We start from the raw sequence: 14,989 nt of genomic DNA, 5'->3' as shown, positions 1-14,989 counted from the left end.
ATTTTGAAAGGAGAACCTATGAAAAAGTTAAGAAGTTATACGCGCATTTGGTCGGTTGAAAAAGTGATTTATGCCATAAATGATTTTCGTTTACCTTTTCCCGTGACATTCAACCAAATGTCATGGTTTGTGCTTTCCCTCTTAGCAGTCATGCTGTTGGGAAATCTTCCGCCACTCTCTTTAATTGATGGGGCGTTATTAAAATATATCGGAATACCAGTTGGTTTGACTTGGTTTATGAGTCAGAAAACATTTGACGGCAAGAAACCGTATAACTTTCTCAAGTCCGTATTGACTTATTGGTTCCGGCCTAAAGTAACCTATGCGGGAAAACCCGTCAAACTACAACGAATGAAGGTAAATGAAAATATGACTGCTGTTAGGAGTGAAGTGCATCGTGCGTTATCCGATTAAATATATTGAAAATAATCTCGTTTTCAACTATGATGGTGAATGTTTTGCGTATTATGAGCTGTTGCCATATAACTATTCGTTCCTTTCACCAGACGAAAAAATACAAGTACATGACCATTTCCGTCAATTAATTGCGCAAAATCAAGATGGTAAAATTCATGCTCTACAAATCAGTACCGCAAGCAGTATCCGATCCATGCAAGAACGAAGTAAAGAGTTAATATCTGGTCGTTTACAAGACGTCGCTTATGAACGTTTAGACGACCAAACGGAAGCCCTCATTTCCATGATTGGCGAACATCAAGTAGACTATCGTTTCTTTATTGGGTTTAAGCTGTTGCTGAATGAAGAAGAAGTCAGTATGAAATCAATGGGGAAAAACATTAAAAATTCACTATCTTCATTTGTCCGTGATGCAAACCACCACCTGATGGGAGATTTTGTCTCGATGCCACATGAAGAAATGAGGCGTTTCTCTAAAATGGAATCTTTATTACAAAACAAAATTTCTAGACGTTTTAAGGTACGGCCATTAGATAAAAATGACTTTGGCTATCTGATTGAACATCTTCACGGTCAAACAGGAATTGCTTATGACGAATATGACTATGCCCTACCTCTAAAGAAATTAAAAAAGGAAACTTTAGTGAAGCGTTATGACCTGATTAAACCGACTCGTTGTTTGATAGAGGAAAACCAACGGTATTTAAAAATCGAACAGGAAGAACAAACCACGTATGTGGCATACTTTACGATTAATTCCATTGTCGGTGATCTTGAGTTTCCATCTGATGAAATTTTTTATTATCAACAACAACAATTTGATTTTCCAATCGATACTTCCATGAACGTAGAAATTGTAACGAATAAAAAAGCGTTATCTACCGTTCGGAATAAGAAAAAGGAACTCAAAGACTTGGATAATCATGCCTGGGAATCCGATAATGAAACTGGCAGCAATGTCATCGACGCATTAGAACAGGTAAATGAATTAGAAGATGTGCTCGACCAAAGTAAAGAATCGATGTATAAATTAAGCTACGTGATTCGCGTGTCTGCTCCTAACTTGGACGAACTCAAACAGCGTTGTAATGAGGTAAAAGATTTTTATGATGATTTGAACGTAAAACTCGTTCGTCCGTTTGGAGATATGATCGGTTTACACAGTGAATTTATCCCAGCCAGTAAGCGGTATATGAATGATTATATTCAGTATGTTACATCTGATTTTTTGGCAGGACTTGGATTTGGGGCAACGCAAATGCTCGGAGAAACGGAAGGAATATATTTTGGCTACAATTTGGACACGGGAAGAAATGTCTATCTCAATCCCAGCCTGGCTAGTCAAGGAGTCAAAGGTTCTGTTACCAATGCGTTAGCTTCTGCATTCTTAGGTTCACTTGGTGGTGGGAAATCTTTTTCCAATAATCTATTAGTCTATTATGCCGTTCTCTTTGGAGGACAAGCACTCATTGTTGATCCAAAGGCAGAACGAGGAAAATGGAAAGAAACATTACCTGAAATCGCTCACGAGATTAATATTGTTAATTTAACGAGTGAAGATCAAAATAAAGGATTACTTGATCCTTATGTCATTATGAAAAAGAAAAAGGATTCAGAAAGTCTTGCGATTGATATTCTCACTTTCCTCACGGGTATTTCTAGTCGAGATGGTGAAAAGTTTCCAGTGTTACGAAGAGCGATTCGAGCTGTCAGTCAACAGGAAGAACGAGGCTTGCTTCTTGTGATTCATGAATTAAGAAGTGACCCTAATCCATTAGCGGGCCCTATTGCTGACCATATCGAGAGTTTTACGGATTATGACTTTGCCCACCTCCTCTTTTCAGATGGAACGGTGAAACATTCAATCAGTTTAGAAAAGCAGTTAAATATTATCCAAGTGGCGGATTTAGTGTTACCAGACGCAGAAACAAGTTTTGAGGAATATACAACGATGGAATTATTAAGCGTCGCCATGTTGATTGTCATTTCCACTTTTGCGTTAGACTTCATTCATTCCGACCGTAGCATTTTTAAAATTGTTGATTTGGACGAAGCCTGGAGCTTCCTACAAGTTGCACAAGGAAAAACACTTTCTAATAAATTGGTTCGTGCAGGGCGTGCCATGAATGCAGGTGTCTACTTTGTTACCCAGAACGCCGACGATTTAACCGATGAAAAATTAAAGAATAATATTGGTGTCAAGTTCGCTTTCCGTTCAAGAGATATGACAGAAATAAAGAAAACTCTTCAATTCTTTGGTGTGGATGCGGAAGATGAATCGAATCAAAGGCGATTACGGGAACTGGAAAACGGACAATGTTTAATTCAAGACTTATATGGGCGTGTGGGGATTATTCAAGTCCATCCTGTCTTTGAAGATTTATTTTATGCTTTTGACACGCGTCCACCGACACAGGAGAAGAAAGGTGGAGATTAATTTGAAAAAGCAAAAATGGAAAAAGATTGTCTTAACGGTGGTACTTATTGGTACTGCCGTTTTTCTATGTCTTCTTTTACTTGGAACATTAGCTCAAGCAGCTGGCTTAGTTGATGATACGGTGTCAGAAGATAATCTCTATTCCTTGTACCCACTTGACCATTATCAATTAGATTTCTACGTGGATTCGGGTTGGGATTGGTTGCCGTGGAATTGGGATGATGGCATAGGTAAACAAGTCATGTATGGCTTATATACAATCACTAATTTCATTTGGATTATTAGCTTATATTTATCAAATGCAACAGGCTACTTAATCCAACAAGCTTATTCTCTCGATTTCATTTCCCAAACGGCAGACGCTATCGGGAAAAACATGCAAACATTAGCTGGAATTACCGCAAGTGGTTTCAGCAGTTCCGGATTTTATATAGGTTTTTTGCTTCTTTTCATTTTAGTGATTGGAATTTACGTGGCCTATACAGGCTTAATGAAACGGGAAACAACGAAAGCGATTCGGGCGATTCTAAACTTTTTAGTCGTGTTTATTTTGTCGGCTTCTTTTATCGCCTACGCTCCAACCTATATTACTAAAATTAATGATTTTTCAGCAGATATTAGTCAAGCAAGTTTAGGTTTAGGAACAAAAATCTTGATGCCGAACTCTAACAGTCAAGGAAAAGACAGCGTGGATATGATACGGAATAACCTCTTTTCCATTCAAGTGGAGCAGCCTTGGATGTTGTTGCAGTTTGATGATTCAGACAAAGAGACAATTGGCGAAGAACGTGTTGAATCCTTAGTTTCCATTAGCCCTGACGCCAATAATGGGAAAGATCGTGAAGATGCTGTCAAAGCAGAAATTGAAGATCACGACAATAAAAATTTAACGATTACGAAGACCACCACACGTTTAGGGATGGTCTTCTTTTTATTTATATTTAATATTGGAATATCCATTTTCGTGTTCCTACTATCGGGCATTATGATTTTCTCGCAAATTCTGTTTATCATCTATGCAATGTTCTTACCAATTAGTTTTCTACTTTCCATGATACCCACCTTTGAAAACATGGGAAAACAAGCGATTATGAAACTATTTAATGTGATTATGCTTCGGGCTGGGATTACGTTGATTATCACAGTAGCCTTTAGTATTTCATCCATGCTTTACAGTTTAACAACAAGTTTTCCGTTTTTCTTGATTGCCTTTTTGCAAATCGTGACGTTTGCAGGCATTTACATGAAACTCGGTGACATTATGAGCATGTTTAAACTACAAAGTAATGATTCACAACAAGTCGGACGTCAAGTCATGCGTCGTCCTTATCGAATGTTTAATCGGGGTAGTCGGCGATTACAGCGAACAATCGGACGCACCCTTGCAGGGGCAACAGCTGGAGCAACGGTCGGGGCAATGGTTGGAAAATCAAAGCAAACAAAAGGCTCGTTCTCTCCCCTACGCCCATCGCAACGGTTAACATCGACTACAAAAAATAACAAAGAACGGCCAACTGATCGCACGAAATCAACATCTTTAAGTCAGAAAGTAGGTCAAGTCACAGGAAAAGTGCTTGGTGCGAAAAGTCAGTTCCGTGCAAATATAGATCATCGTAAAGAACAACTACATGATTTACCTACTACTGCTCAATATGCGGTGATGCAAGGAAAAGAACAGCTTACAAAACCCGCCCGTGATTTTAAAGAAGGCATGAAGCAAGCAAAGGAAAAGAGACAAAAAACAGATGCAGACCGTCAAGCAAAACATCGCCAAACCATCGCAGATAGGCGGCAAGCATTGGATAAAAAACGTCCCCCTTCTCGAAAGACTGCTAGTTATGAACGACCAGTCACGCATGATGTCAATGAATCCGCACATCAAGATAGATTAAAGAACCCAACTGTTCAACAAAGAGAAAAGACAAGACCTGCCGCAAAAAGCGAGCATATGAAGCAATTCAAATTACAACGACAGTTATCGAGTCCAGACAGAAAAGAGCGTTTTACAGATAATCCCAAACAACCTGTTAAAAAAGAAAACCGATCTCCTAATGAAGAACGTTCTCGACCAAAAAATAGTCGGACAATCATCAAGCGTCCTTCTAAACCGTTGAAACGTACAAACCGGAAACAAATCACTAAGCGTCCAATCCATGCTGTTAGGAGGAAACGCTGATGAAAGTCATGAAATTAAAGGTCATGTTAATTGCTGGAGGATTAGGCTTTCTTGCCTTTTTAGGGATATTAACATTTGTAGCTATTTTTATATCAAACGAAGAACACTCATCAGATGGTGGTGATTTCATTCATGATATAGGTGACATATCAGTATCCGCCGATGTATTAAAGCACCAGCCAATGGTAGAAAAGTATGCACAAGAATATGGAATTAGTGAGTATGTCTCTACTCTACTTGCGATTATTGAAGTGGAAAGCGGCGGTAAATTTCCAGACGTAATGCAGGCCAGTGAATCGTTGGGATTACCGCCTAATACATTGGATACCGAAGCTTCTATTAAACAAGGAACAAGATATTTTGCAGATTTGTTGCGTTCTGCAGAAGCAAAAGGTATCGATGAGAATACAGTCATTCAGGCTTACAACTATGGCGGTGCTTTTATTGATTATGTCGCAAAACAAGGAAGCTCTTACTCTTTTAAATTAGCTGAAAGCTTTGCGAAGGAACGGTCAGGGGGCAGTAAAGTCACTTACTCTAATCCAATAGCCGTAAAGAAAAATGGTGGTTGGCGGTACCGTTATGGCAATATGTTTTATGGTGCGACACGTTTCTAACTGAAAAGGTTAGGCACTTAAATCTGAAGACGAAAATATCGTTTTCTATTAAGGAGAACTGATAACCCTAAGGGTGGAATGACAGGGTAACGCCTCGAAACGCCCTCTCTGATACTCCGATTAGCATTCATCATATAGCAGATAAGTGTTAAAAGCTCGGTGAAGTCGACTGAAAGCTACCGTAAGTATTCATAAAGGATACACGAAATCTATTCAGAGGTGAATGGTGTAGCCGATAGGTCGGGAGTCTATAAACTACTCATGGTGAGAATGTAATATACTGACGAACTTGTGAATGAAAGAGTCTATAACATGACGGTACAGTAATGCATCGGGTTCTATAAAACGGACGCATACAGTGGTTTAGTAAGAATCGTAGATATGAACAACCATGCAATGTTACAGGCATTGGATATATGCAGGCTTAAAGCAAGCACCTAAAAGTAGATGTAAAGATAAGGTTATCGGAACGTGGAAAGCTGACAACGTGAAGGTTGCTATAAACCAATGAAACGGCTGCAGGGAATATATAACTTGCATTTATGTCAGTGAGAGTAGTGGCACAGTACCTATGAAGTTATAGAAATATGGCGGAGGGATAGCCACAAGTCAATCTTTAAACTTAGCTATGCTATATATTTCATAGAATCGAGTAAGACCAAATAAACACCAACTCCTAATAGAAAGGACTGGTGCTATGAATAGAGTAAGAACAAACAAAACACTTCGTCATAGCGAATATTACGATATGACGGAAACCTTTGACCGATTATATGAAGCAAGTCAAAATCAGGAAATATTTACTGATATTATGAGCGTTATTATGTCAGATGAAAACATCATGTTGGCATATAGAAATATTAAGAAGAATAAAGGCAGTAACACTCAAAGTATAGACAAACAGACAATAAAGGATATTGGAATAATGTCTGAAAAAGACTTTCTCAGCGTTATTAAGGAAATGTTCTGTTGTTATAAACCTAGAGCAGTCAAACGAGTAAACATTCCTAAATCCAATGGAAAACAAAGACCCCTAGGGATACCGTCTGTATGGGATAGAATTATTCAACAGTGTATTCTTCAAGTATTAAAACCGATTTGCGAAGCAAAGTTTCATAACAACAGCTATGGTTTCAGATCAAATCGCTCGGCTCATCATGCCATTGCACAATGTTATAGATTGATGAATCGAAGTAAATTACATTTCGTCGTAGATATAGATATAAAGTCTTTCTTTGACAATGTAAATCATGCAAAGCTGATTCGGCAAATGTGGACTTTAGGAATTAGAGATAAGCATTTATTAGGTATTATACGTGCCATGCTTCATGCACCGATAATCTTGCCAGATGGAAAAGTGGAACATCCAAAAAAAGGAACTCCACAAGGTGGAATTCTCTCACCACTGTTATCAAATATTGTGCTTAACGAACTAGATTGGTGGATTGCTTCCCAATGGGAAGAGCTACCAGCAAAAAGTAAATCAGCACGAGTAATTGACAGGCGAGATAAAGGAAAGGGCATTGACAAAGGCAATAAATACAAAGAACTGCGAAAATCTAATCTCAAAGAAATCTATATAGTCAGATACGCTGATGACTTCAAGATATTTTGTCGAAAACGAAATGATGCAAATAAGATTTTTCATGCAGTCACGCAATGGCTAAAAGAAAGGCTTTCGCTTGATATTAGCAAAGAAAAATCGAAGATTGTAAATCTGAAAAAACATAGTTCTGAATTTCTTGGATTTGAAATGAAATTAGTTCGGAAATCAGATAAGGATGTAGTGGAATCTCACATGAGTAAAAAGGCAATAAAAAAGGTGGAAAATACTCTGAAAGAACAGATTAAAAGAATACAACATCCTTCTACTGACAAAGAACAAGCAAAGGAAATCGGAATTTACAATTCAATGGTAGTTGGTATTCACAATTATTATAGTAAAGCAACGCTCATAGCATTTGATTGCTCAAAAATCAATTACATCATAAGTAACTGGATAGATAATAGGTTGAATACAACGAAACAAGGAGTAATTTATAACAAGTATCTATCGAAAAAGTATGGGAAAAGCAAGCAAATACGATGGCTGAATAATTGTCCTATCATACCTATAGGATATGTGAAACATAGTAGAGCCATATCCTTAAGAAATGGTATTTGTAAATTTAATTCACAAGGCAGACAACTTATACACAAATCACTTAACTTAGATGTAGGTGTGCTTACCCAACTTATGAGAAATCCTGTACAGGATAGGTCGATTGAATACAATGACAATCGAATTTCCAAATATACTGCACAATTAGGGAAGTGTGCGGTCACAGGAACAATACTTTCATGTGAAGAAAATCATTGTCATCATATCAAACCAAGAGCAGATGGTGGTACAGATAAGTTTCAAAACCTAATTATTGTCCATAAAGACATTCATAGACTGATTCATGCGACATCGCATGAAGTAATCAATAGAGTTATTAAACAATTTCAACCTACTCAAAAACAGTTTGAAAAAATAAATGAATTAAGAATACAGGTCAAAAATGGTGTTATTACAGTTTAACTTGAAAAATATATAGCAAGTAAGAAAAAGATTGATGGAACGCCGTGTGCGGTGAAAGTTGCATGCACGGTGTGAAGCGAGGGAAAACTTGGAGATAGTTTCAAAGAGTTACCTATCGCTATTCAATTTAGTGAGTCAGTATTCTATTTCGCCTCAATTTGATGATGAAATGGTTCAGATTGTCATGAATGAAGCATTAAAATACGAAGGGTTTCCTTATGTCTTTGGTGGAGATAATACAAATACTTCATTTGATTGTAGTGGACTCACGCAGTGGAGCTATCGGAAAGCTGGGATTAATTTGCCCCGAACAGCACAACAGCAATATAACGTAACTGAGCATATTCCTCTTTCAGAAGCAAAACCTGGGGATTTAGTATTTTTTCATTCTACGTATAACGCGGGAACGTATGTCACGCACGTTGGGATCTATGTTGGAAACAACCAAATGTATAACGCAGGTGATCCGATTGGTTATGCGGATTTGACGTCTTCTTACTGGCAAAAGCACTTAATTGGAGCTGGACGGATTAAACAATAGAAAGGGTTAGATAAAATGAAGGGATTATTTAAAAAGCAAGACAAGCAAACGAAAGAAACAAAACCTAAAAAAATAAAAGTAAAGACAGTTGGACCACGTAAAAAGTCAGTGGTGTTTTTATGGATAGTCCTCATTGGAAGTCTTGCCTTTGGAATCTATAAAAACTTTACAGCAATTGATCAACATACCGTTCATGAAAGAGAAATCATTGAAACCAAGATCATGGATACGAATGCGATTGAGAGCTTTACGAAAAACTTTGTGAAAGATTACTACACATGGGAAAATGAAAAAGATTCCATTGAACAACGGGCGGAAAAGATCAGTCACTATTTGACAGAGGAATTACAAGCTTTAAATATCGATACCGTAAGAGATGATATTCCTACTAGTTCCAGCGTAGGTAATATTGATATCTGGTCAGTATCACCAGAAAATGATAATACCTATGCGGTTGTTTATTCGGTAGATCAAAAAATTACGGGAGATAAAAATAGCGAAAGGGTTCGATCCACATATCGAATACTTCTTCATCAAGATAATGCAGGAAACTTAGTCATTACACAAAATCCTACCTTATGGAGCTTACCGAATAAATCAGATTATGAGCCACAACAACCTGAAAGTAACGGAACGGTTGATTCTGATACTGTGCAAGAAGTGACAGAGTTTTTGGAGACATTCTTTACATTTTATCCTACTGCCACTGATAAAGAACTTGCTTATTATGTGAAAAATAATGCCTTACCACCGATTGGCAAAGACTATATATTTTCAGAGCTAGTTAATCCTATATTCCAACAGTCTGGAAATCAGGTGTATGTTTGGATATCGGTGAAGTACTTAGATGGGACAACAAAGGCAACGCAGCTTTCTCAATATGTACTAACTTTAGAGAAAGATATAAATTGGATGATTGTTAAGTAACTGTGCTAACAGTTTGTTTGCTGAAAATTAATATTAATAAATTATTATTTAAACCTGTTTCACTTTTATCATTCTTGACAATTGATGATTATTAAACTTTATTAATAAAATCCACACTTTAAGTACTTAGTATATAAACAATAATTAGCTTTATTATTGAAAGTAGGAATATATAGGGTAATAAACTCCATTTGTAATATAAATATATTGAATTATTATATACTTAGTATATAATAATATTATAGAGTCTCGGAATAAATAACAATTTTTCCGGGTGAAATGAACCAAAATTACTGGAAATTGGATTGGAATGGCCTGTACACTCATTATTTTCATTGTATTTTCAAAAATGTGCATGACAAAGAAACCTATTGCCATTATTTTTTAAAAAATTGACTAGGCGGCTTTAGGAAAGATGATTTCTTCAATATTTAACTGCTCTTTCTGACTGCTGTACCAAGCATCGATGTGCTGACACATCATTATGGCGTATAGGCGAATGTACCACATTTTTGTTGACCGGTGGCGTCCAGATTCCAAGTGATAATCTATTTTTTCTCTTTTATTAGAACGTTCAACAGAGGTTCTTCGTTTGTATATAAGTTTCCACTTTTCAGAGGACCTTGGTGTTTTGGTAAATAATCGTAGATTATCCTCTCTGAATGTATGGAATGTCCGACCATATTTTGCTTTTGAACACGGTGATGAGCATGTATTTTTGGTACCGCAAGCAAGTGGACAACGCCATTTTTGCCGATTTTGAGATTTGTCAAACCCGTTGGGTTTCATCTCCTTCCCAATCGGACAGATTGGAACACCTGTCGGAGATATTTGAATATCACTTTCTGTACTAAAGTTCTTCTTTGTTCGAACATTTAAATCGATGAAGGGTTCCACATTTTGATGTTCAAATAGCTCATAAATGGCCTCAGCATCGTGCGCTGCATCAAGAAGAATTTTATCAATCGTGCCCAAGGTGTACCGTTGCGAAAATTCAATTGAACTAGCCACTAGGCTGACTGAATCATGCCGGGAAGCAGGATGCAGCCGTGGATATAGCGGTAAGTCGTATTGGCTATCGCTAGTGGATATCATGTAGAGATGATATCCGTTGAAGTACTTTTCCCTAGAACTATCCCAGCCTGAGTCGATGTCGGGTTGTGAATACTGGCGTGGGTGAGTACAGTTCGTTAGTCCTTGGGCACTACAATTACAGGTTGATTTACTTCTCGGGTACCTAGCTGTTTCAATTGGTGTCCCATCTCCAACTACACCTAGAGCTTCGGGATCCCCAAGAAGACCAAGTTTCGTAGAAACCGCTAAAAATTGGGATTGAAAAAACTCAAATAATCGGTCTCCTGGCAGTTGTTTTTGTTTGGAACCATAACGCATTGCCCGATCAACGAGTTTACGAACAATTCCGGGATTCTTAGGTTCAGCTTTTTCACCCTTTTTAGGTTTCTTTTTCTTTTTTGACTTTTTCTTTTTAGGTTTGACCTTCGGCATAACATTCGGGTTTTCGAAGGCCCATAAACGTTTGAAAAAGTCTTCAAATGTTCCAACACCTGGTGTGTCACCGGGTTCAAAACCGCTAAGAATTGCATACAACGGAACGCGACGAAGTTGATCAACCCAATGAGTAATACCTTTTGTAGGTTGAACAAATAATGAAAGCAGATAAGAACGCATCATAGAAGCGGGGTCACGAGGCTTTGGTCCCTTTTTGGAATAGGAATCACCAAGCCATGTAGTTACCGAAGAGAGATCAGTTATCCAAAGCTTTTTAATTACTGGCCAATCCTTATGAACAAGGGTAAGAATGCCACCAGAATAATGGGCATTTAACTGATTTAGAACGAAGTTTTGATAAGTTTCGTGTGCAATAAACGTGGGTTTCATTTTGGCACCTCAATCACAAGTAGTAAGGGAAAATAATCCCTTCACCGGCGATTATTGTGGTGTTTTTGAAAAGTCAAGTGTTTCTTGTCGAATTCGAGAAAATATTTTGATAATTAATTTCCAGTTTTAAAAAAATGAACATTAAAAAATCCCACCTAAAATAGGAGGGATGAAATAAATTGGTTTGAGGAAAATCCTTGAACCACAAAGCTCGGCGAATGCCGAGAGTCTATTATTGAAAATAGGAGGGATTGATAAAGTGATTCAGGTTAAAAATCTTAAAAAGGAATTTTCACAAGGACAAGAAAGAATAAAAGTATTAAAAAATGTTAGTTTACAAATCCAAGAAGGTGAATTTGTAGCTATTATGGGTCCTAGCGGCTCTGGAAAAAGCACATTACTCCAATTGTTAGGTGGTCTTGATATACCTACTGAAGGAGATATTATAATTAATCAGCATTATTTAAATAAGATGACGGAAAAGAAAAGAACAATATTTCGTAGACAGAATATAGGATTCATTTTCCAAAATTATCAATTACTTACTAATTTAAATGTAGAAGAAAATATAGCTTTTCCGCTTCATGCAGATGGAACTTTAACAAAAGAAAAAAAGCAATTAGTTTTAGAATTACTTGATTCTGTTGGATTAAAAGGACTTGGTCAGAAAAGAGCTAATTTGCTTAGCGGTGGTCAACAACAACGTGTGGCTATAGCCAGAGCACTGGTTAGCAAACCTGCCGTATTATTGGCAGATGAGCCAACAGGTAATTTAGATAGAAATACAGCCGAAGAAATTCTTGGTTTAATAACAAAATTTAATCGAGATTACAATCAAACAATAATTATGGTTACACATGATATTTTCGCAGCTGGATTTGCAGATCGAATTATTCTTTTTAAAGATGGAGTTGTCGATCAGGTGATTTCTAGAAAGGATGAAGATTATGCTAAATATGTGGCGAATTTCATGGCGTAACATAACACAAAACAAAAAAAGATTTTTCTTTTCATTACTTGGGATTATCATTGGTGTTTCCTTTATAACATCTATGTTAATCGCAGATAAAACAACAAACGATGTTTTTAATTATTATAAACAAATGTATGTAGCAAATGCTGATTATTGGCTTTTAAGTGATGAACATACCTTTTCGGAAGAGACTGTTTCACCCCATTTAAACAGTCCAATCATTACTGAAACATTGTTTGTACTTGATAAACAAGCATTCATAGATCTAAGTGATAAATCGCTAAATCAACGATCTGTACGAATTACAGGTGTGGATGATCAAAACAGTTCCTTATTAAAACTTCCTGTTATTGAAGGGCGTTTAGACAATGAGGGATTGGTAATACCCGATGTTCTTGCAAATTTACTAAATAAAAGAGTAGGAGATACCATTCAGTTTACTAATCTGGGAGAGGCTAAAATATCTGCTGTAGTTGAGTATACACAGTTACTTGCAAGCCCGAGCAATTGGGAGAGTGCTGAATCAACCAGTTTTAGAGTCATGGCTCCACTTGATTTGTTAAGAGAATGGACAAGTATGGATAATGAGCTTTCATATGTAAGGCTTCAAACAAATGAAGAAGGTGAAAAACTTTTTCAATCTTTACAGAAAGAATTTAGTAATTCAAGTGTATATATACAGCCAGTTGTCGCAGATGATCGACAAAGTAACGATATTGGGGGACTCTATACATTTTTTTACTTAATTGCTGGCTTATCTATGCTTATTAGTGGATTCATTGTCTTTAATATGATTTATACAAGCGTTATGGAGAGAAAAAAGGAATTTGCAATAATGAAAAGTTTTGGTTATTTACAAAGTTCTATTTCTAGGCTTGTTTTAATTGAAGTAATAATTTTATCATTAATTGGTACGGCTGTAGGGGTACCAATTGGAATTTGGCTTGGCGATATGTTTATGCAAATTTTGCTTAGTGTGTTTGAATTTGACATGGTTTACACTTTGAATTGGAAAATACCTACAATAACAGCCATAGTAATAGGAATTGTATTTCCCATTATTTTCTCCTTATTTCCTATTTACAATGCGGGAAAAACTTCGGTGCTCTTAACATTAAAAATGGCAAATCAAACAGAATCATCGAAAAGACAATACGTGTTTAGAGGTATTGTAGGAGTTGGCTTATTTACTTTTATATTTATTGATCATTTCGTTTCCTATCTAGCTATTTTAGCAAGTATCATTTTGCTGTTCCCATTCTTGCTAAGAGGAATAAGTAAGATCTTTAAACCAATTTTCAAAGTACTTTTTGGCTATTCAGGAATTTTAGCTACGCATAGCCTTACGCAGCAATTAAATCGAAATGCCAATACTTCCGCTATCCTTGCCATAGGGATAGGAGTAATCTTATTGTTAAGCTCTGTTATAGAATCTGCTCCTGAAGGTTATGAACGTGACATTAGAAATACATTTGGAGGTGATCTAAGAGCTACATCGGAAGCTCCTTGGTCTAGTGAGGATATAACAACTCTACTTTCTTATGATTCTGTAGCAAATGTTGTCCCATTAACGGAAGCCACACCCATTACATGGGAAACAATGAATGAAGAGAATAGACAATTCTCTATTTTTGCCGTAAGTAAAAAAGGGCCTATTTTATTTGAAGATATTGAAAAAGAATCGTTATATCAAGAGTTACAAAAGAAACCATCTATCCTGCTCGGTAAACGGGCTTTTGATGAATGGGGTGGAAAAGTTGGAGAATACATTCACGTAAATACTCCTTCTGGTAAACAAAAATTTGAAGTCATTGACGTTGTGGATACTTCTCATTATTCAGGATATGTTGGCTTTATGGATGAGGAGCATTTAAATAATGAATTTGGTTGGAGAAATAGTTTTGATATGCTACTAACATTAAATGATAAATATAGCAGCGAGGAATTACGAGATCAGTTATGGATAGATTTCAATGAACACCTTTCAAAAGTTAAAACTGTCGAAGATGAAATTAAATCAACTACTTCTGCGTTATCTGGTATGAACGAATTAATATTAATTATGCTATTCCTAATTATTGGTCTAGCTAGTATTGGTACAGCTAATACTCTTTTGATGAATACCTTGGAACGTACATCTGAGATTGGAACGATGCGGGCGCTTGGATTTACTAGACAGCAAGTAAGAAAGATGGTAATTGGTGAGGGGTTACTTATAGGTTTGGTAGGAGTAATTGGAGGCGTAGCATCAGGTGTGATTTTACTTTACGTTACTAGTAAATCCAAGCTTTTGGGAGATTTCATATCTTTCCAGATACCTCTTGGTAATATTGGAGTAGCATTGATTGCTGGTCTTTTACTAAGTTTATTTGCCTCTTGGATTTCTAGTACGACAGCTAGTAAAATAAATATTTTGTCATCACTCAAAGAAGGTTAAAA

9 protein-coding genes and 1 pseudogene are annotated in these 14,989 nt (G+C 36.7%); 9 read left to right on the top strand and 1 reads right to left on the bottom strand.

The genetic code is table 11. The features are described from left to right. Positions 1 to 18: 18 nt before the first annotated feature. From MKY93_RS16460 to MKY93_RS16430, 7 genes and pseudogenes are all read left to right on the top strand, one after another. Entirely contained in the window at positions 19 to 414 is a 396-nt protein-coding gene (locus MKY93_RS16460; protein ID WP_155554853.1) for a TcpE family conjugal transfer membrane protein, read from the top strand. Then, positions 398 to 2,854, top strand: a complete 2,457-nt coding sequence (tcpF, locus tag MKY93_RS16455) for a conjugal transfer ATPase TcpF (RefSeq protein ID WP_340760301.1) — start codon at positions 398 to 400, stop codon at positions 2,852 to 2,854. The genes MKY93_RS16460 and tcpF overlap by 17 nt, the downstream gene beginning before the upstream one ends. After that, entirely contained in the window at positions 2,805 to 5,030 is a 2,226-nt protein-coding gene (locus MKY93_RS16450; RefSeq protein ID WP_445683495.1) for a CD3337/EF1877 family mobilome membrane protein, read from the top strand. The genes tcpF and MKY93_RS16450 overlap by 50 nt, the downstream gene beginning before the upstream one ends. Continuing rightward, a complete protein-coding gene (locus tag MKY93_RS16445; protein WP_445683494.1) occupies positions 5,030 to 5,647 on the top strand; it encodes a lysozyme family protein in 618 nt (205 codons plus the stop codon). Before MKY93_RS16450 ends, MKY93_RS16445 begins: the two co-directional genes overlap by 1 nt. Before the next feature lie 697 nt (positions 5,648 to 6,344). Then, on the top strand, positions 6,345 to 8,210 hold the full coding sequence (gene ltrA / locus MKY93_RS16440) for a group II intron reverse transcriptase/maturase (protein WP_340760297.1): 1,866 nt from the start codon (positions 6,345 to 6,347) through the stop codon (positions 8,208 to 8,210). A gap of 127 nt (positions 8,211 to 8,337) precedes the next feature. Further along, positions 8,338 to 8,751: pseudogene (locus MKY93_RS16435) on the top strand (C40 family peptidase); the annotation flags it as partial. A 15-nt stretch (positions 8,752 to 8,766) separates the two neighbouring features. Further along, positions 8,767 to 9,678 (top strand): conjugal transfer protein, encoded by a 912-nt coding sequence (locus tag MKY93_RS16430; RefSeq protein ID WP_340760294.1) that lies wholly within the window; start codon positions 8,767 to 8,769, stop codon positions 9,676 to 9,678. A 396-nt stretch (positions 9,679 to 10,074) separates the two neighbouring features. Here the strand turns inward: MKY93_RS16430 and MKY93_RS16425 are convergent, their stop codons facing one another. Continuing rightward, a complete protein-coding gene (locus MKY93_RS16425) occupies positions 10,075 to 11,577 on the bottom strand; it encodes a transposase (RefSeq protein ID WP_340760292.1) in 1,503 nt (500 codons plus the stop codon). A 259-nt stretch (positions 11,578 to 11,836) separates the two neighbouring features. Here MKY93_RS16425 and MKY93_RS16420 point away from each other — a divergent pair, with 259 nt between their 5' ends. Continuing rightward, complete coding sequence (locus MKY93_RS16420; protein WP_340760290.1) at positions 11,837 to 12,556, top strand: ABC transporter ATP-binding protein; 720 nt, start codon at positions 11,837 to 11,839, stop codon at positions 12,554 to 12,556. Further along, complete coding sequence (locus MKY93_RS16415; RefSeq protein ID WP_340760941.1) at positions 12,525 to 14,987, top strand: ABC transporter permease; 2,463 nt, start codon at positions 12,525 to 12,527, stop codon at positions 14,985 to 14,987. Before MKY93_RS16420 ends, MKY93_RS16415 begins: the two co-directional genes overlap by 32 nt. Positions 14,988 to 14,989 lie beyond the last annotated feature (2 nt).

Source organism: Sporosarcina sp. FSL W7-1283, assembly GCF_038003105.1.
Taxonomy (GTDB): domain Bacteria; phylum Bacillota; class Bacilli; order Bacillales_A; family Planococcaceae; genus Sporosarcina; species Sporosarcina newyorkensis.
This window is presented reverse-complemented; position numbering and strand designations above follow the sequence as displayed.